We start from the raw sequence: 19,721 nt of genomic DNA, 5'->3' as shown, positions 1-19,721 counted from the left end.
TGGTCAGTTGTTGCAAATTGATATGCTTTGAATTTGAATTCATATCCACTTTTTTATTTTGAAATAAGATAACATCCCTAAAATAGTAAGTAACATGACTGAAAGGACTAGTGGATAACCATACTTCCATCCAAGTTCTGGCATATATTCGAAGTTCATACCATAGATGCCCGCTATAAAAGTTAGTGGAATGAATATAGTTGCAATTATTGTCAATACTTTCATGATCTCGTTCATTTTATTGCTTATGCTTGATAGATAGACATCTAGCATACTTGCTACTATTTCCTTAAATGTTTGAATTGTATCGATCACTTGTATTGTATGGTCATAAAGGTCATGGAAATATATCTTGGTTGAATCGTGAATTAGCATAGATTCAGTTCGTAGCATTGTACTGATAACATCCCGCAGTGGCCAGACAGACTTTAAGAGTAATGTCATTTCTCTTTTGAGGTCATGGATTTCTTTTAAGACATTATGGGTTGGATTGGAAATGAGTTCATCTTCTATACTGTCTATTCTATCCTCAATTAACTCTAAAAAGATGAAATAATTATCTATGATCGTATCTATTAACGAATAGGTTAAGTAGTCTGTCGTTGAAACACGAATTTTGCTCTTATTGTTATGTAACCGCTTTTTAATGGGATTCAACGTACCTGTTTCACTTTCCTGGAATGAGATGACATAATTTTGGCCTAGAATTAAGCTAAGTTGTTCATAATTGATTTCTTCATTAACAAGATATATTTTTTTTAAGACTATATAGATGTAGTTATCATATTCTTCAATCTTTGGTCTTTGTCGAGTGTGTAATATATCTTCAAGTGTAAGGCTATTTATTCCAAGTTCATGTCCAATCTTCTCGATAATTTTAGTATTATGTATACCCGAAACGTTGATCCAAGTTATTGTATTTTCTTTAATATGTTCTAAACATTCTTCTATATCATCTGCACTTTTTTCTATAATGTGATCTTTATTATAATGTATATAAGATATTTGTACATCTTCAGATATTTTGTTTCCTACATGGATAAGAGATCCTGGGGGACAACCTAATTTTTGGGAAGTTCGGTTCATAGTTATTTTTCTAGGATAAAGAAACAGTATGATTATTTCAAAGAAATCGACCACTTGTTAGATTTACATATATGAACCTTATCTTCTCTAGCAAGCCAACCAAGTGCCATTAGTGCAGTTGTGGTATTATATCCTTTCTCATGCAAGCTTTTTTCCAAGGTTGATAAGTTCATCTTCTTGTTACTTAGTTCATGGTATATGATACCTGCAGCCAATCCTATATCTATACTATAATCTTCAATCAATTAGTTTTCACTCCCAATGCTTTTATTACTGTATATTGGATTTTTGAGTATTAATAATAATGTGGTACTATGTCTTCAACGTAAGCCCGCAATACCTCGGCGACACTCCAAGATTGGGACACACAGCCTCGTGGTAAATGTGGATGGTCACCATCGAATATTTCGGATATAGATCCAATACATGCTTCTAAAAGGTGTGGCTCAAAGTTAAGTACAAGTTCCTTTGAAAATTCTATACTGGACTGAGAATAACTGTTCATTTTAGTGTATGCTGAGATAAATGGACCCATAAGCCATGGCCAGACTGTACCGTTATGATACGCTTTATCACGCTGGAAATGATTTCCATGATAACGTCCTTGATAATTTGTGTTTTTTGGAGAAAGAGTACGTAGTCCAAATGGAGTTAATAGTTCTTCACAGACATTATTTAGTACACCTCTACTTTTTTTAACATCAAGTAGTTTGTAGGGGAGTGATATGGAAAAAATTTGATTAGGTCTAATAGAATCATCTTTGAGATGGTTATCAACTCCATAACCAATTGTATCAAAAAGGCAGTTCTTGCTGTTATTCCAGAACTTATCTTGAAATGATTTCTTTGTTCTTTTAATATCTTCTGAACTAATAGAAATTTCCTTATCCAATATATGGGAAAAGTCTAAAGCTATATTTAGTGAATTATACCATAATGCATTGACCTCCACAGCTTTTCCTTCTCTAGGTGTTACCGGTGTATCTCCAACCATTGCATCCATCCATGTTAATTGTGGACCATGGTTCAAGAGACCATCATCATCCATTTTTATGTCGTAATGTGTTCCATTAATATATGACCTAATTATATTTTCTAAAGTGGCCCAGATATCTTTTAAAAAGTGAATGTCTTTAGTATATTCGTAATATTTCATAGTTGCATGAATGAACCATAAAGGAGCATCTACAGTGTTATATGCTGGTGGTTTGGTACTATTATCCGAAAATTGGTTTGGGATCAAGCCATCTTTACAATATTGTGAAAATGTTTTAAGGATACTTCTAGCAGCATCGTATCTTCCAGTTACTAATGTTAGGCCTGGAAGCGATATCATTGAATCTCGACCCCAATCCGAGAACCAATGATATCCAGCTATCAATGATAGAGAATTAGTAGATCTTCTACTAACCAGAAAAGAATCTATAGCGGGATAGAGCTGTGATATGAACGGATCCTTATAGTAGTTGAAGCTATGCTCAATCTGCTTTTGTCTTTCAGTTTCGTTTTCATAAATTGTTTTTATATCATTTAAAGACCAATCAGATTCATTTTTAGTTGACGCTACTATAAAGATATGATTTTTTCCTTTTTTTAGCTGGGATTTAAAGTAACCAGGATTGAAATTATCATCAAGGTGACCAGTTCCACGTCTGATCTCGCATTCGTATTCAAAGTTGTAAAACCAGTATGGATCTTTAACATATTCTATGTTTGAATCAAGATAAAGGTTAGATAGCTCCGTGAAAATATCAGTACCGTACTCTCTACTAGACTGTTCAATTATGGTGTTTTTAGCGTTCGATGTATGATGAAAATTTCTTGAGTTTGTTAATGGTATTAGTTTAAAGCTAACTTCTTGCTCAGACACATTGTTATCTATTTCATATTCTATGATGGTGGTGTTATGGCCATAATGCATGAAGATTCGTTTATTTATGATAATATTATTTACTTCATAATTATAGATCGGTGATGGTGTAAATTGAACTGATGTTAAGTATTTATTGCCTTGTGGGTGAACTACACCTGGATATTTGTGTACCGCTAATTCGAAATCCTGGTCATTTATAGTAATTATTTCATCTATTGATGATAATAATAATGTTCTATCTACAGGTGGATTAAGAGAAGCTATAAGTAATCCATGATAAGTTCGTGAGTTAGTTAATGTCAGTGTAGATGAGGCATATCCACCTATACCGTTGGTAATGATCCACTCATGATATAATCCATTATTGTAGTTCATATCATAAGTATTTGAACTCATTTTTAGGCTTAACATGGTATTGTATTTATTTTACACATTTTTGATAGATATCTATAGTTGAACTTGAAATCGAGTTCCAGTTATAGATAGTTTCAACAAGTCTTTTTCCTTCCAGTCCTAGCTTATTTGATCCATTTCCATCAAGTACATAATTTATTCCCCATGCTATAGAGTATGGGTCCCTATAAACTGATATTCCATTCTTGAATCCTTTAATGATCTTAACGGCATCAGTAGCTACTACAGTTTTAGCTGCATCCCAAGCCTCTAATACAACTATCCCAAAAGGCTCGTTCCTACTGGGTACACAGACAATATCGCAGGCATTATTCCATTCGATTGCAGTTTCATCTGGTGCATAACCCAAAAAATGACATTTATGACCAATTCCCAGCTCATTAGCTAGTTTTTGACAAGGCATTCTCATTTCACCTTCACCAATAAAAACGAACTCAGGGTCTCCTCTATGTGATAGGATATGGGGAATTGATTGTACCATAAGGTCAGGACCTTTTTGATAACTCATACGTCCTATAAATAATATTACTGGAGTGAATGGATGAATTCCATATTTTTGTTTTATTTTACCAGGATCTATATCCCTCTTAATTTTTCCTTTATATATTCCATTAGGTACAATTGAAATTTTGTAATCCGGGATCTGATAAAGATATTGTACTTCATCTCTAAGAATATTGGAAGTGATTATTACTTCTGAGGCTTCATAACCTCCTAACCATTCACGATGTGATATCTCAGTAGCTTCCCACCAGCTAGCGTGTTTGTTTCCGTTGCGTCCCCATTCTGTACTATGGTATGTGAGAATGAAAGGAACCTTGAATTCAGCTTTGATTTGACATAAAACGTTAACAGGGTGCCAATCATGTCCATGTAGTATATCAAATTGGCCAAACTCGTGAACAACTTGTAAGTACATGTGATACATTGCATCACACATTTTATCCATCTGGTGTATTATGCTTCCAGACTGATCAAACGAAACTCTATGGTAATGTACACCGTTTATAATATCATGATCATTAGTTTCACCACTACTCCGGGTGAAAATATGTACTTGAATACCTTTTTTAGCAATAGATTCAGAAAGTTCGGTAACATGTGGTGCAATGCCGCCTACCTTTACTGAATAGAGACTTTCCCATGTGAAAACACCAATTTTCATTTCACTATTTTTTATTCTAAGGCCCCCAAATAAAATTGTAACCAATTGCAGTCTTTGAATAAATAATATTCTTTTAACTTATATTATAGAACTTTATTAATGTATATAATTGCTTATCTGCTGATAACTTGGGTGGGATTATTATAACTAGATTAGCTTCCAGGTTTAAAAACTGTATGATTTTCTTGTAATGAACTACCATCCATTAAAAGAAGTAATTTCCTACTTTATTATAGAAACAAATTGTTCAATTTCTAATACTTTAGCTATAGTTTCTACAGGAGTTGTATTTCACACCCCCTGATTCATTCGAAGAAATGGGCTTTTCATTAAATTCTTAATTCAATGTGCTAAACAAAAAGAAATTAGTTAAATATAGCTTATTTTTCAAAGTAGGTACCAGTCCGTATCATTAATAGAATGATTTTCATCTACGCCCACCTTTCTTTTTGGTTTACCACTGAGTTTACTTAAAACATCTGCCAAGTCCTGTAAGTAGGGTCTTCTACTCAGACTTCCGTAGATGAAGCTTTTGTCAGGTTGAATGTTCTGTTCAAGAGTTTTTTCATCTGGACATATATCAACATCAATATCAACCTTTTTTACTGCTATGTCCATAGCTTTTCTGAAATCACCAAGACAATATGCTACTCGATACTTGTAATTTGACCTTGTTTTATCTAGATAGGTTGCTAACCTTTCACTTTCCATCTTTATAAAATCCCTTTTAATTTTAGCTACATTACATCGTCCCATCATGAACTTGTAGTCTGTGAAAGGATATTCTGTGTCTAGTTCTCTAGGTGTAACTCCACATGTTCCAAAAGTTACTATATGAACATCGGATGGATTAAGTATTTCAAAGATTATTCTATCATACATCTTGTGAGATGGGCTTGTATGATATGGTTTCTTTTTAGAACAAGGTACGAATATACAATAATCTCTGTGTGGCGGTTCGTATTCATTTAAAATCCAGTCGTTTGCTTTTTTCATGTCTGGATGATAAATAATTTGTTCTGTATCTAAAGGTTCATCTGACCTTTCATGTTCTGGTATTATCGGGGTCACGGGAGAAAAATCACTTTACTTCGTATATAAGAGTAACGATGTTGGTACCTTAAAGAAATAGGTATTTGGTTTAGAAAAAAAGTATAAGTCCTTTATTTTTAGGTTAAGGACTTTTAAGGATAATCAGTCTTTTGCCCATACGGCTATGATCTTATCAATTGCAATATGAGTTAATTTATCTTCTTCTGTTTTTAGAGTTACTACACCATCGGCACATGCTTCGATTTTTCCACGAAATACATCTGGTCCACCGGCATAAATGTCTACATCTTTGTATAGATAGTGTTCTACTATAAATGATTGCATATCTTATATCCTCCTTTTAAATCGAGTCCCCACATCAATTAATGTCATATCTGGTATTTACATAATATCCAGCATTGACATAATATAATAACTTGTTCTAACTATTTAAATTTTAGTATATTGATTAGTCAGCTAGCTTGTCTTGAATTGAACCAGCCGCCTAATATTGAACCTATAGTACCTAATATAGCTATATGTGTTAGGAGAATCAAAGTTATTATTATGATAGAGAATGCACCAAGGTATCCTAAAAATACCATACCTGAATATATAAGACCTATAGCTACCAGAGCTGCTAATAGTATGCTTGGAATTATCATTATAATGGTCATCCAAAAACCTACACTAAACCCTTCAGAGGAGTTGGAAACTGTGAAGTAACTGCCAATAAACCCACCTGCAAAGGGAGCAATGAAATCAATTCCAGGGATTGTGTATAATATTAGAGTTGAAAGAATCGCGATAAATGCACCTTTAATTTCTTTTTTCATTTTTTACACTCAGTTCTATAATTTTATTCTAAATCAGATATGAATTGTTCTATTCTTTCAAGTGCAATTTTTATATTTTCAGTAGATGCTGCATACGAACATCTAAGGAACCCTTCCCCAGACTCACCAAAAACATCACCCGGTACTGTAGCTACCTTTTGTTCATTTAATAATTTTTCTGCAAAATGTTCAGAGGTGAGACCTGTAGATCTAACACTTGGGAATGCATAGAATGCGCCTTCAGGTTCAAAACAAGATAGACCAATGTCATTGAAGCCATTTACTATAAGTCTTCTTCTTCTATCATATTCTCGAACCATTTTGTCCATTGAAGAATTACCGTACTTTAATGCTTCAATTGCTCCAATTTGTGCAATTGTGGGTGCACAGAGCATAGTATATTGGTGTATTAACATCATTGCATTGATTAGTTCAGGTGGAGCAAGTGCATAAGCTACTCTGAACCCTGTCATTGAGTATGCTTTTGAGAAACCGTTAAGTAAAATAGTCCTTTCTTTCATGCCTTCAAGTGTTGCAAAACATGTATGTTTTTTGTTATATGTTAAACATTCATAGATTTCGTCAGATATCACTAAAAGATCGTTCTCCTCAACAATATCGGCTATTAACTCCAGCTCCTTTTTGCCCATTGCTGCTCCAGTGGGGTTGTTAGGGTAGTTCAGAATTATTGCTTTTGTTTTATCACTGATTGCAGATCTCAGGTCCTCTGGCACTAACTTGAAATTATTTTCGACATGAGTTTTCACAGGAACTGGTGTACCTCCAGAAAAGATGACCGAAGGAGTATAAGCTACATAAGAAGGTTCAACAATAATTATTTCGTCTCCAGGGTTCACTATTGTGCGTATAGCTATATCTAGGGCTTCACTTACTCCAGTGGTTATAAGAACCTCATTTTCAGGATTATAGTGTGTACTATGTCTTAATAAGTAAAGATTAGATATCTCTTCCCGAAGTTCCTTTAATCCAAAATTAGATGTATATGATGTTTCTCCTTCCTCGATAGCATGAATACAAGCTTCTCTAATATGCCAAGGAGTATGAAAATCAGGTTCTCCTACCCCTAAAGAGACGACATCGTCAATATCTGATACAAGGTCAAAGAACCTTCTTATTCCAGAAGGGGGTACATTTTCTAATTTACTCGCAAGAAACCTGGAAGGATCACAATTGTTTAACATCTATGTTTCTCTCGAAAAAGTAAGAAGTGTTTGTTCATGGAGTTATTGGTAATCTCTTGACCTGCTCAGTTTCTGAAAGAATAACTCCGTCCTCTTTGTAAGTTTTGAGCACAAAATGTGTAGATGTACTTTGTATGTTCTCTAATGTAGCTATTTTTTCAGCTACAAAAAAAGCTACTTGTTTCATTGATTTACCACGTACTGTCAATGAAATATCGTGATCACCCGAAATGAGTCTGACAGACCTGACCTCATCGAATTTGTATAACCTTTCTGCGATGACCTGATATCCTTGCCGTCTTTGTAGAGTGACCTTAAGTTCGATTATAGCATAAACGTAATCTTCCCCGGCAACGTCCCAATCGACAATAGTTTTGTATTTCCGAATAATTCCTGCTTGTTCGAAACGTTTAATTTTTTCCTGGATCTCTTCACCAGATATGCCAGTAAGTTTAGCTATTTCATCAGGTTTGGTCCTTGCATCTTGTTCTAAGATCTCAAGTATGTTCTTATCTACATTATCCATTTTTGATGCTCTCATATCTTGGAAATGAATAAGGTGGTGTGATGAAGGAAATAAAACCTTACTCTATTAGAACTGCGTTCACAACACCATCTTGACCTGGTCTACTTGTAACTCTAGCATTACCTAATTCGGTTTTTATAATAGCACCTTTTGTGATTATGTTCCTTCTTACATAGTGGTCATTTGCAGAGTTTTGGTCAACTGATTCTATACTTGCGGTTTTGGTGGTACCATCTGAAGTGTTTGTTACATTTGCTACATCGCATTGTAATAATCTGACTTTACTGTTACCGCCACGTGTAGAAACTATCTTTCTTTTTGTCTTATTGGCCACAGTTTCAGCAGATTCTCGACCAATTTCGAACTTTCTTTTACCTCTAGCGAACTTGAGTTTAGCACTTGTGTATTTCCTTTTAGATCTTCCTTGCCATTTCATAGTTTAACCTCATTGGTAGTACATAGTTTATTGCTTGTTAATAATGATTTTAGTTAAATGTATAATTTTATGGATTTATCCTTACTAATAGGATTCTATATTAAGGTTTCGAATAGTTTAAATTTAAATTTTTCTGAAAAACAATAGTTATGCATTTAAGTTTAAGGTAATTGTTTTTAGTTCATTAGAGTATAACTTATATATAAAGCTAAATTTAAAACATGGTAACCATGTGCTTTAGATCAAATTACATAGGATAATCCTTTTAATGGTTATAGTTGGTTGTATAGATAGTACAGACAGTAGATCACTTAAATAATAGTTTAAACAGATATTTGACCAATATGCTTCGTGTAATATTTCTTGGTACAGGCGGTTCTCTTCCAACTCGTAATAGAAACCCCTCATCAATTTTGATAAATCGAGATGGTGAACTTTTGTTTTTTGATTGTGGTGAAGGATCACAAAAACAGATGATGAAAGCTAAAACGGGTATGATGGCGCTATCTTCGATATATCTTACCCACTTTCATGCAGATCATATACTAGGTATCCCGGGTTTAGTTCAAACAATGTCTTTCCAAGGTAGGACTGAACCACTGGATATCTATGGCCCGCCTCATATACATGATTTTGTTAAAATGCTGATCGGTATTGGTTATTATAAGTTAAGATTTGATGTACGTTCAAGAGAAGTCGCTCCAGGTGAAATAATACACAAGAATGGATATGATATAGAGATAATTAAGACAAAACACAGTGTACCCAGTGTAGGGTATGTATTGCGTGAACATGTAAGGCCAGGTAAATTTGACCGTGATAAAGCGATTGAACTAGGGGTACCAGTAGGCCCCATGTTTTCACAATTACAAAAAGGATTTAATGTTATAGTAAATGGGAATCGTATAACTCCACAAGACGTATTAGGTCCATCTCGGCCAGGTAGGACTGTAGTTTATAGTGGTGATACTAGACCTACAGAAGATGTTGAAAGAGCATCTAAAGGAGCTGACCTTTTAATCCATGAAGCAACATTAGCCGAAGATAAAAAAGAGTGGGCTAGAGAATCAATGCATTCAACATCAGTTGAAGCTGCTAGACTTGCCGCCGATGCTAATGTAGAACGATTGATATTAACTCATATAAGTTCAAGATATACAGATGATATTTCACCAATCTATAATGAGGCAAAACAGCATTTCAAATCGGTTATTATAGCTAGTGACCTAATGGAAATAGATATACCTTACAAAATAAATAAGGCATCTGAATAAAAGGGTTATAGAAATGTCCAGTCAAGTTTGTTATTATCCTCATCGTATAGAGAAACTTCCATACTTCTGTCCCCGATATCAAAGTTAACTGGTTTTGCACCTAGGTATAAAGTATCTCCGGGTTTAATATGATCTATTTTTGATCTGATCCTTCCAAAATATACTCTACTTTTTGATTCACCGTGTTCTACTACGACACCTTTCCAATTTTTGTTATCGAATACATTAATGACTTTACATTCAAATCTATCAGTCTCGTTCAATTCTACCATTGTAATCATCCTACTATTTAAGAATACATTGTATCTAATGCAGTTCCTTTTTCGGTTTTCATAAGTTTGTTTATAGCTGTATCAAAATCGTTTTGATCTATATATTTTTTATCTTCTACTATGGCTGAATGTAGCACAGATTTTAAAAGTTTTTCAACCAAGTCCCTTCCTGATAGACCAGAAGTATATTTAGCAATTCGTGAAATGTCAATTTCTGTAATAGGTATTGGGAATGTAGTTATGTTCTTTTGAATTATTTCTGCTCTTTCACTTTCATCTGGCAGGACAAATTCGATTTCTTCTTCAAATCTACTTCTTATAGCGCTATCTAACACGTCTATTCTATTTGTAGCACCAATTGTACAGATTCCTTCATGTTCGATAATTCCGTCCATTTCGGTTAAAAGCGCATTTACAATCTCTGATACATCTCCTCTAAGCTCCTGATGTCTTCTATCTAAAGCAATAGCATCCAGCTCATCAATAAAAATAATACATGGTGCCATATTACTTGCTTTTTCATATAATTGATGTATCTGCCTAGCACCTTCACCAACAAACTCCCCAATAAGTTGTGTTGCTTTCACAGGGATTATAGGTGAGTTTGTTTTGTTAGCTAATGCTTTAGCAAACATTGTTTTTCCAGTTCCTGAAGGGCCATGGAAAAGAACGTTTCTTGGAGCCCACTTACCAAATCCTAAAGGGTTCTCGAGATACTTTTCAATTAATTTACATTTCTTTCTGGCAAGTGACTGGCCAACCACATTATCCATAGTGATACGACTCTTGAACTCAATCGGTTTAGATAATGTCTTTTCATCTTTGACGAATATCCTAGTTTCCATACCAATAATGGATTCAGGTGGTTCTACCTCAAGGATTTTGTATGCGAAGTCAGGATACATTCTGCGATCGAACAAGAATTCGTTTTTATACGCAACGTATCCGTTCCATTGTTCTCTTGCATAAAACTGGAAAAGTTCTTCATTTTCTATCTCTGGATATTCTTCTAATATACTCGTAAGTGGATATCCGATTGGTTTTAAAACTATATACTCTGCAGTAGAGTCACTGAAATCGGGATAGTCTTCTCTTTTTATCTTCTTGTTTGTTCGCTGCATCGATCGCAATTTTAGAACGTCCTATATAGTTTTATTTTTGGGAATAGTATATTAGCTACAGAAAATGGCTTTGATTATTATAAGTACGCTACATATAAGATAGTTTTAGTAGAAAATCAAATTAAAGTGATTATTTAAACATAAACCCCTGTCCCTCGAATGTGCATTTAATATGTTGATATAGTAAATGAAAGTATCTTATTAAATTCCACTAATTTAGTCATTTGATTTTCAATTTATATATAGATTATGTGTTTTTGTAGAGTTATTTTTCATATAAAGAAATAAGGTAATTAAACTTGATTTCCAGAAGAGCTATTATAGGCGGGAGAGGGTTGAGAGGATATAATTCAATCCTCTAACTTAAAGTCACCATGTTTTTCAATATGTGATGCTAAACCACCGTCATTTAGTATGCGTATCATGACATTAGGTAATGGATTAAATGTAATCTCAGTTCCTTTTGTTTGGTTATGTATGACACCATTAGAAAGCTCGATACTGAGTTTATCACCTTCATCGATTTTATCAGTATCACATATTAATACAGGTAAGCCTACATTAATTGCATTCCTATAAAATATCCGTGCAAATGACTTTGCTAGTACTGCATTAACTCCAGCCAACTTTATTATCGTAGGTGCATGTTCTCTACTAGATCCTAGTCCAAAGTTCCTACCGGCCACTACAAAATCTCCTGATTTTACTTTAGCAGGGAATTCTGGATCTGCATCTTCTAATACGTGTTTTGCAAGTTCTGGTAGATTGGTTCTTAGATGGAAATAGCGGCCAGGAGCAATTAAGTCTGTGCTAATATCGTCTCCAAACTTCCATGAATTGCCGTTTAATTCTTCTTTCATACCAGTACCTCCCTCGGGTCGGTGATTTTACCAGTAATCGCAGCTGCTGCTGCTGTAGCTGGTGATGATAAGTAGATATAGCTGTTAGGGTTACCCATTCTTCCTTTGAAGTTTCTGTTCTGTGTTGCAATACATACTTCTTCATCCCCTAATATTCCTTGATGTACTCCTACACATGGTCCACATCCAGGTGCCATGACTGCAGCTCCGGCTTCTACTAGAGTTTGAATATATCCTTTTTCCATTGCTTGTATGTATACTTGCTTTGATGCGGGTGTAACTATCAATCTTGTATCGGGGTGCCTCTGTTTTCCTTTAAGTACACTAGCTGCAATTTCTAGATCATCAAGTCTACCATTAGTACAAGTTCCTATGAACACTTGGTCTACTTTAGTGCCCATTAGTTCATTTAAGCTTTTGACATTATCTACAGTATGTGGTGCTGAAATCACGGGTTCAAGCTTTGAAGCGTCTATATCAAAAACCTTCTCATATTCCGCATCCTCATCAGCTTGTATGTACCTGAACTCATCACCTCTTCCAAGCTCTTCAAGGTACTGCTTAGTTACATCATCAGCTTCAATTAGGCCGGTCTTGGCTCCAGCCTCTACAGCCATGTTAGAGAGAGTGAACCTTTCAGACATGGTCATGGCTTTAATCGTATCTCCAGTGAATTCGAGTGCTTTATAGGTTGCTCCATCAGCTCCAATTTGTCCAATTACATACAAGATAAGGTCTTTAGCATATACACCCTTTTGAAATTGACCCGTTACATTGATCTTGAACGTCTCAGGAACTCTAAGCCAGGTTTTTCCTAACGCTATACCTATAGCAACATCAGTCGATCCCATACCCGTAGAAAATGCACCAAGCGCACCTGATGTACATGTATGCGAATCTGCACCTATTAGTATATCTCCAGGTTTAACATATGATTCTACAAGACGTTGATGGCATACACCTTCACCTACTTCTGAAAGAACCACTCCTGTCTTTTTAGCAAAGTCTCGTAATAATCCATGTGCGTTAGATAAATCTTTATGAGGACTCGGTGCAGCATGGTCAATGAATAAAACTGTACTTTTTGGATTAGCTGCTTGCACTAGATTAATTTTGTTCAGTTGCTGTACAGCTAATGGCCCTGTACCATCTTGTACTGCAGTCACATCGACATTAGCAACAACTATATCACCAGCTGAAACTTCTTTTCCAGCATGTTCTCCTATAATTTTTTCTGAAATAGTTTTTCCCATATATTCACCTAAAAAAATGCTTTATTTGATTAGTATGTTATGCGATAATTTTCTTTTTTATATATGACCTTAACGGAATATTACTTTATTGCACTTATAATTCCATTCTGATAAAATGAAAAAACGTGTGTTAAGTTTAATTTGAGCTAAATTCGAGTTCTACACAGTTTTTTTGTTACAATGCAAATTGTTCCATAGGTTTTGACTAATTCATTAGATTTAAGTTAGATACTGATAATTATGTGAAGAACATATTAACTAGATAATTATTTAGTTGTTGTTATGAGGTAGATATTAATGGAACTTGATGAAGTAATAATTACAAGAGCAATTGTAGATGAATTCTCAAAAATGTTCATGGAATATACAGATGTTGATGTAGCTCTAGCTGGAGGTGGACCTGCAAACCTTGTTGCGGCGAAGCATCTTGCAGAAGCTGGCTATAAAACAGTTTTATTTGAGAAAAAATTGGCAATAGGTGGCGGTATGTGGGGAGGAGGGATGATGTTTCCACGCATAGTTGTACAAGAAGATGCCAAAAGAATACTTGATGAATACGATATTTCTTATAAGGAATACGAAAAAGGTTATTATGTAGCAAATTCAATAGAATCGGTTTCTAAACTGGCAGCAGGAGCAACTTCAGCAGGTGCACAGATTCTTAATCTAGTTAGTGTAGAAGATGTAATGATACGCGAAAATGATACTGTTTGTGGGCTAGTAATTAACTGGACTCCTGTAGGTCTAAACAAACTTCACGTGGATCCCTTAACAATTAGATCAAAGGTTGTTATTGATGGTACTGGACACGATGCAAGCATCTGTGATATTGTTCAAAGAAAAGTTCCAGGTGCACAGATAGGTGAACTTGGAGTTGTGGGTGAAAAGCCAATGTGGGCTGATGTAGGGGAGAATTTGTTAATGGAAACTACTAAAGAGATATACCCAGGCTTGGTTGTAACGGGGATGGCTGCAAACGCTGCTGCAGGTGCACCAAGAATGGGTCCCGTATTTGGTGGGATGCTCCTTTCAGGAGAAAAAGCAGCTCAGATTGCAATCTCTAAACTGAAATAAATCATTTGATTATTTATTGAAATGGTTTATTTTATTTTTTTATCATAAGAACTTATAATAAAATTCTATTCAGAATACATATGAACCATTTTTTGGAACTCCAATAAATAAAGGAAAAGTTTATTTAACAGAGGTACATCTATAGAATGCTTTAAACCTAGAACCCTTAAATGCCGGGGTAGGGTAGCGGTTATCCTTTAGCCCTGTGGAGGCTAAGATCCGAGTTCGATTCTCGGTCCCGGCCCTTTTCTATAAACAATAAATATGATTTTGCTCCATACTGTAAAGTATAGATGGTTTATTATCAAGTTGATCTAAACAAAGTATTATAAGATTTGGAAACAGCTAAGTAGAAAATGCAATATACTTAATGTAAAATACTTACTATTAAGTAAAAGAGAGTTTATATAAAAACCTAATTAAGAATAACATTTATTCGCATTGTTCGCATTCAATTTTTAGTGGATAAAGTCCGGTTATGCATCCAATACAAAGTTTACTTTTTTCAATCCCGATTGCTTTTACTAAACCTTCGATACTTAAATATCCAAGTGTATCCGCATTAATTAGTTCTCCAATTCCATCAATGTCTCTGCAAGATGCAACTAGTTCGTCTCTGCTTGCCATATTAATACCCATGTAACAAGGAGCAATTATAGGTGGGCTACCTATTCGAGCATGAACTTCTTTTGCACCCGCTGAACGAACCATGTTAATAATTCTTTTAGATGTAGTACCTCTTACAATACTATCATCAATTAGCACTACTTTCTTTCCACTAAGATTTTGTGATATTGTGTTCATTTTCAGCCTTACAGCAGTTTCACGCAGTGATTGTCCTGGTAAAATAAAAGTCCTACCAATATATCGGTTTTTCATTAGTCCTTCACGATACTTTATTTTGGATTCATCAGAGTAACCTACAGCCGAAGTTATTCCTGAATCAGGGACTGGTGATACTATGTCTGCATCAATAGGATGTTCTTTTGCAAGTTCACGTCCAATCTTTTCACGAACGTCATAAACTAATTGTCCATCTATTATTGAATCGGGCCTTGCGAAATAAATGAATTCAAATACACAGTGAGAAATTCTTTTTTTAACTGGGATTTTAGAGCTTTCATATGTTCCATCTTTGAATATGATGATTTCTCCAGGCTCTAGTTCTCTAATTAACTTGCCGTTTAATGTATCGATAGCAACACTTTCAGAAGCAACTACATAACCACCATCTATTTTCCCAAAACAAAGGGGTTTGAATCCATGTGGATCTCTGATGGCTATAATCATGGAATCGATCATAATAGCTAATGAAAAGGAACCTTCAAGGCGTGACATAACTTTTTTTATAGCCTCTACAGGATCATGGTACAGAAACTCTTTAACAAGAAGATGAACTATTACTTCAGTATCAGATTCGGTAGTAAAAATATGTCCCTGTGATTCTAGCTCTTCTCTTAGTTTTTCACTGTTGATCAGATTACCGTTATGTGCTAGAGCGATATTACCGTTTTTGTAATTGATTATGAAAGGTTGACAGTTTTCTAGTCGAGAATCACCAGTGGTAGAGTATCTAACATGACCAATACCCACATCACCTGTAAGGTTTAGTAAGTCATCTTTGGAATATACTTCAGGAACGAGCCCCATTCCTTTAATGGAGTGTATCTCATTCCCATCAAATAAAGCAATACCAGTAGATTCTTGTCCTCTGTGTTGGAGTGCATATAATGCATAATACATTTGGAGTGCGATGTCAGGCTGTGAAAATTCGTTCTGAGTAACAGAGATTCCCAAAACACCGCATTCTTCTTCCATTTGTATCTCCAAAAAAGAAATTTTTAGGAATTAAGTTTTTTATTTGCTCCAACTATATTTTCTCATACGACTGCTTTTTCCAAAACCACATGAAGTACATATTTTTGTATGAATGTTGCGTGAAACACTTCCACATCTTCTACATTTCGCATGAGTTCTTTTTTGTCTTTTACCTTTTGATGGAGTTCCTTTTGTCATTAATTATCACCTGTTTGAAAATAGGATTTGTTGTATAAGTAGTTTTATTAATCTTATGTTGTACTGTTATTATGTTGATTTATGGTGAAAGGTATACCACATTGTCGCCCCTTATGACAACACTTCCAAGCTTCCTAACGATCTCTCCATCTTTTAGTTCTTCAGCATCATCAAGTACAAGATTCATATGCACATCATAACCTTGTAACTGTCCACGAAATTCTCGTGCACCTTTCAATCTAACTATAACCGGTGTATTCAAAGCATTATTCAGTATATCAAGAGGTCTATTAGCCATTTTGAGCACGCCCAATCTTTTTGTTTAAAATAAATTTAATTAAATGATATTGTTTTATGATGCATGAATGTTGCAAATACAATATATAAAACTATCGAATAAGCAATAGTTTTGTGCTTTGCTTATATATATCTCGAAGTATATAAACACAGAGATAGGAATAAAGTAGGTGAGTTTGAAATGAAAAAGAAACCAGTTGTTATGTCGATTGCAGGCTCAGATTCAGGCGGAGGTGCTGGGATAGAGGCCGATTTGAAAACATTTTCTGCACTAGATGTACATGGAACCTGTGCCATAACCTCAGTCACGTCTCAAAATACTACAGGTGTTATAGATAGTTTTGATTTACCACCTGATGTAGTTTCGAGCCAGATTAAAGTAGTATGCGATGACATGCATCCATCATGGGCCAAAACGGGTATGCTCCCCACATCCGAAATTATTGAGTTTGTAGCTAAATGTGCTAAAAGGTACGGATTTGGCTTAGTAGTTGATCCAGTTATGTCAGCTGAAGCTGGCGGTTCATTAATGAGAATGGAGGCTTTAAGTACTCTCATAGATAAGCTTCTGCCTATTTGTGATGTAATTACACCAAACGTACAAGAAGCCCAAGCAATTTCAGGAATTTCTATAAATACAGTAGATGATGCTATCAAGGCAGCTAGAATTATTGGTAAGAAAGGACCAAGATATGTTATTGTTACTGGAGGACATTTAGAAGGTTCGGACTTGATATACGAAACCAGTACCAACGATACTCATGTAGTCCCAGGTGAATTATTGCAAGGCGGTACACATGGATCAGGATGTACTTATTCTTCTGCTCTAATCTCTTATTTAGCAAAAGAATATTCATTGGTTGAAGCTGCAACATTATCAAAAGAATTTGTGGAAAGAGCTATCTTTAACAGCAGTGATGTTGGCAAAGGAGTAGCTCCAGTTGACCAAAGTTATTACATCCTAGATAACTCGAAGCGCTATTATGTGCTCAAAAAAATGAACTTGGCTCTCTCCAGACTTCTGAAAAACCCTTCATTTGTTAATTTAATACCAGAGGTAGGAAGTAACCTTGCAATGGGTAAAGAGAACGCTTATGAGCTTTCAGATATAGCTGCAGTGGAAGGTAGGATAGTTAAAATGAACAATATACCAAAAGCTGTGGGCTGTATTGGTTTTGGGAAGAGTAGTCATGTGGGAAGGATCATCCTAACATCTATGAGTTTCGATCCCACAAAAACATCTTGCCTTAATATAAAATATTCAAGAAAAATTCTTAAGGTTTGTAATGAAATGAATCTGAATATCTCAAGTTTTGATCGCAGCTTGGAACCAGATAATGTTAGTACAATGGATTGGGGTGTTTCAGAAGCCATTAAAGCCTTTGATGGTGTTGTTCCCGATATTATATATGATGAAGGTGGTATGGGGAAAGAGCCTATGATAAGGATTATTGGTAAGGATGCAGTTGCAGTAGTAAATATAGCAATGAATATTGCTGATCAAGTATGAAAATTTAATCAAAATGGATATATATTATTGAAAGTAGTACATTTATGTACTATATAGTACTGTTTAAAATAATGAGAGGTTTTACATCATGGAATTAACAAAAATTATACTAGATGAAAATGAAATGCCAAAAAGTTGGTATAATATTTTACCAGATTTACCAACACCTTTAGACCCACCCTTAAACCCAGGTACAAATGAACCTATTACTTTTGAGGAACTGGAGCCTATTTTTTCAACAGAGCTCATCAAACAAGAAATGAGTAATGAAAGATATATTCGAATTCCTGAAGAGATACTGGAGATATATAAATTATGGAGGCCAGCTCCATTGTTTAGGGCAAGAAGGCTAGAAAAACATTTGGATACTCCTGCGAAAATATATTATAAATATGAGGGTGTTAGTCCACCAGGGAGCCATAAACCAAACACGTCATTACCACAGGCCTACTATAACATGAAAGATGGTACTGAACGTTTAACAACAGAAACGGGTGCTGGTCAATGGGGTAGTTCACTTTCATTTGCTTGTAATTACTTTGATCTAGAGTGCAAGGTCTATATGGTAAGATCAAGTTTTGAGCAGAAACCATATAGGAAATCTCTGATCAATTTATGGGGAGCTTCAGTAGTTCCATCGCCAAGTACAGAGACTAATTTTGGTAGGAAAATACTAGAACAATATCCTGACACTACAGGAAGTTTAGGTATAGCTATTAGTGAAGCTGTTGAGGATGCAGCACTTAATGAGAACACCAAGTACACTCTTGGTAGTGTACTAAACCACGTGATGTTACATCAGACAATCATTGGTTTAGAGACACAAAAACAGATGGAAATGGTAGAAGATTATCCAGATGTAATTATTGGATGTTGTGGTGGAGGCAGTAATCTTGCAGGAATTTGTTTTCCATATGTTAAGGATAAGATCGATGGTAAAAGTGATGTAAAAATCCTTGCAACTGAACCTTCAGCATGTCCAACACTTACAAAAGGAGAGTTTAGGTACGATTTCGGTGATACAGCTGAAACCACACCATTACTTAAGATGTATACACTAGGACATGATTTTGTACCACCAGCCATCCACGCAGGTGGCTTAAGGTATCACGGTGAGTCTCCTATTCTCAGTAAACTTGTTCATGATGGGTTTATAGATGCTGCTTCATATCACCAGATTGAGATATTTGACGCTTCCTTAAAATTTGCAAGGACTGAAGGTATTGCACCAGCACCTGAATCATCTCATGCTATTAAGGCTGCAGTTGATCAAGCTATGGAATGTAAAAGAACAGGTGAAGAAAAAACTATTCTATTCAATTTAAGCGGTCATGGTCATTTTGACATGTCATCGTATGATAAGTATTTTACTAAAATGCTTAGCGATGATTGAAAAGTGAAATTGATGTGGTATTGTATAATATCACATCAAAACATTTCATTGCTTACTTATCAACTTAATATCGTGGACTAA

The 19,721-nt window shown here is 35.0% G+C and carries 21 protein-coding genes and 1 tRNA gene; 5 read left to right on the top strand and 17 right to left on the bottom strand.

Features of this window, described 5'->3' with window-relative positions:
* Positions 1–39 precede the first annotated feature (39 nt).
* The 10 genes from corA to J2T59_RS01885 form a co-directional block, all read right to left on the bottom strand.
* The gene (gene corA, locus J2T59_RS01930) at positions 40–1,086 is read right to left on the bottom strand and encodes a magnesium/cobalt transporter CorA (protein WP_259133436.1); all 1,047 of its coding nucleotides are present in this window, start codon (positions 1,084–1,086) and stop codon (positions 40–42) included.
* A 32-nt stretch (positions 1,087–1,118) separates the two neighbouring features.
* Positions 1,119–1,331 carry a winged helix-turn-helix domain-containing protein gene (locus J2T59_RS01925; RefSeq protein WP_259133434.1) on the bottom strand — a complete coding sequence of 71 codons (213 nt, stop codon included), beginning with the start codon at positions 1,329–1,331 and terminating at the stop codon, positions 1,119–1,121.
* Positions 1,332–1,381: 50 nt separating this feature from the next.
* A complete protein-coding gene (locus tag J2T59_RS01920; protein WP_259133431.1) occupies positions 1,382–3,355 on the bottom strand; it encodes an amylo-alpha-1,6-glucosidase in 1,974 nt (657 codons plus the stop codon).
* 25 nt (positions 3,356–3,380) lie between these two features.
* Positions 3,381–4,538, bottom strand: coding sequence for a glycosyltransferase family 4 protein (locus J2T59_RS01915; RefSeq protein ID WP_259133430.1), 1,158 nt, complete (start codon positions 4,536–4,538; stop codon positions 3,381–3,383).
* Positions 4,539–4,925: 387 nt separating this feature from the next.
* Positions 4,926–5,609 (bottom strand): DUF5591 domain-containing protein, encoded by a 684-nt coding sequence (locus J2T59_RS01910; RefSeq protein WP_259133429.1) that lies wholly within the window; start codon positions 5,607–5,609, stop codon positions 4,926–4,928.
* A gap of 123 nt (positions 5,610–5,732) precedes the next feature.
* Complete coding sequence (locus J2T59_RS01905; RefSeq protein WP_259133428.1) at positions 5,733–5,915, bottom strand: MM0924 family protein; 183 nt, start codon at positions 5,913–5,915, stop codon at positions 5,733–5,735.
* 128 nt (positions 5,916–6,043) lie between these two features.
* Positions 6,044–6,406, bottom strand: coding sequence for a DUF5518 domain-containing protein (locus J2T59_RS01900; protein WP_259133427.1), 363 nt, complete (start codon positions 6,404–6,406; stop codon positions 6,044–6,046).
* Positions 6,407–6,429: 23 nt separating this feature from the next.
* A complete protein-coding gene (locus tag J2T59_RS01895; protein WP_259133426.1) occupies positions 6,430–7,608 on the bottom strand; it encodes an aminotransferase class I/II-fold pyridoxal phosphate-dependent enzyme in 1,179 nt (392 codons plus the stop codon).
* Between the two features lie 34 nt (positions 7,609–7,642).
* A complete protein-coding gene (locus J2T59_RS01890) occupies positions 7,643–8,134 on the bottom strand; it encodes an Lrp/AsnC family transcriptional regulator (protein ID WP_259133580.1) in 492 nt (163 codons plus the stop codon).
* A 58-nt stretch (positions 8,135–8,192) separates the two neighbouring features.
* A complete protein-coding gene (locus tag J2T59_RS01885; protein ID WP_259133425.1) occupies positions 8,193–8,570 on the bottom strand; it encodes a 30S ribosomal protein S8e in 378 nt (125 codons plus the stop codon).
* A gap of 344 nt (positions 8,571–8,914) precedes the next feature.
* Between J2T59_RS01885 and rnz the strand changes: the two genes are divergently transcribed.
* Complete coding sequence (gene rnz / locus J2T59_RS01880; protein ID WP_259133424.1) at positions 8,915–9,844, top strand: ribonuclease Z; 930 nt, start codon at positions 8,915–8,917, stop codon at positions 9,842–9,844.
* Positions 9,845–9,849: 5 nt separating this feature from the next.
* Here the strand turns inward: rnz and J2T59_RS01875 are convergent, their stop codons facing one another.
* The 4 genes from J2T59_RS01875 to J2T59_RS01860 all read right to left on the bottom strand — a co-directional run bounded on the left by J2T59_RS01875 (position 9,850) and on the right by J2T59_RS01860 (position 13,350).
* Positions 9,850–10,116, bottom strand: coding sequence for a hypothetical protein (locus J2T59_RS01875; RefSeq protein WP_259133423.1), 267 nt, complete (start codon positions 10,114–10,116; stop codon positions 9,850–9,852).
* A gap of 17 nt (positions 10,117–10,133) precedes the next feature.
* The gene (locus J2T59_RS01870) at positions 10,134–11,237 is read right to left on the bottom strand and encodes an AAA family ATPase (protein WP_259133422.1); all 1,104 of its coding nucleotides are present in this window, start codon (positions 11,235–11,237) and stop codon (positions 10,134–10,136) included.
* Positions 11,238–11,587: 350 nt separating this feature from the next.
* On the bottom strand, positions 11,588–12,097 hold the full coding sequence (locus tag J2T59_RS01865) for a 3-isopropylmalate dehydratase small subunit (RefSeq protein ID WP_259133421.1): 510 nt from the start codon (positions 12,095–12,097) through the stop codon (positions 11,588–11,590).
* Positions 12,094–13,350 (bottom strand): 3-isopropylmalate dehydratase large subunit, encoded by a 1,257-nt coding sequence (locus J2T59_RS01860; protein WP_259133420.1) that lies wholly within the window; start codon positions 13,348–13,350, stop codon positions 12,094–12,096. Before J2T59_RS01860 ends, J2T59_RS01865 begins: the two co-directional genes overlap by 4 nt.
* Positions 13,351–13,647: 297 nt before the next feature.
* Between J2T59_RS01860 and J2T59_RS01855 the strand changes: the two genes are divergently transcribed.
* Positions 13,648–14,424: a sulfide-dependent adenosine diphosphate thiazole synthase gene (locus J2T59_RS01855; protein WP_259133419.1), complete on the top strand. Its 777-nt coding sequence runs from the start codon at positions 13,648–13,650 to the stop codon at positions 14,422–14,424.
* A 172-nt stretch (positions 14,425–14,596) separates the two neighbouring features.
* Positions 14,597–14,668, top strand: a tRNA-His gene (locus J2T59_RS01850).
* 188 nt (positions 14,669–14,856) lie between these two features.
* Here the strand turns inward: J2T59_RS01850 and purF are convergent.
* From purF to J2T59_RS01835, 3 genes are all read right to left on the bottom strand, one after another.
* Complete coding sequence (gene purF, locus J2T59_RS01845; protein WP_259133418.1) at positions 14,857–16,242, bottom strand: amidophosphoribosyltransferase; 1,386 nt, start codon at positions 16,240–16,242, stop codon at positions 14,857–14,859.
* A gap of 39 nt (positions 16,243–16,281) precedes the next feature.
* Positions 16,282–16,440, bottom strand: coding sequence for a 50S ribosomal protein L37e (locus J2T59_RS01840; protein ID WP_259133417.1), 159 nt, complete (start codon positions 16,438–16,440; stop codon positions 16,282–16,284).
* A 79-nt stretch (positions 16,441–16,519) separates the two neighbouring features.
* Positions 16,520–16,738 carry an LSm family protein gene (locus tag J2T59_RS01835; protein ID WP_259133416.1) on the bottom strand — a complete coding sequence of 73 codons (219 nt, stop codon included), beginning with the start codon at positions 16,736–16,738 and terminating at the stop codon, positions 16,520–16,522.
* 180 nt (positions 16,739–16,918) lie between these two features.
* On the opposite strand from J2T59_RS01835, the gene thiD reads away from it, so the two are divergent.
* Together thiD and J2T59_RS01825 are read left to right on the top strand one after the other, a co-directional pair.
* Positions 16,919–18,247 carry a bifunctional hydroxymethylpyrimidine kinase/phosphomethylpyrimidine kinase gene (thiD, locus tag J2T59_RS01830; protein WP_259133415.1) on the top strand — a complete coding sequence of 443 codons (1,329 nt, stop codon included), beginning with the start codon at positions 16,919–16,921 and terminating at the stop codon, positions 18,245–18,247.
* A gap of 88 nt (positions 18,248–18,335) precedes the next feature.
* The gene (locus J2T59_RS01825; RefSeq protein WP_259133414.1) at positions 18,336–19,640 is read left to right on the top strand and encodes a TrpB-like pyridoxal phosphate-dependent enzyme; all 1,305 of its coding nucleotides are present in this window, start codon (positions 18,336–18,338) and stop codon (positions 19,638–19,640) included.
* Positions 19,641–19,721 lie beyond the last annotated feature (81 nt).

Source organism: Methanosalsum natronophilum, from assembly GCF_024808815.1.
In the GTDB taxonomy this organism is placed as follows: domain Archaea; phylum Halobacteriota; class Methanosarcinia; order Methanosarcinales; family Methanosarcinaceae; genus Methanosalsum; species Methanosalsum natronophilum.
Note: the sequence above shows the minus strand (reverse complement) of the source record. Positions and strands in the feature narration are given on the sequence as shown.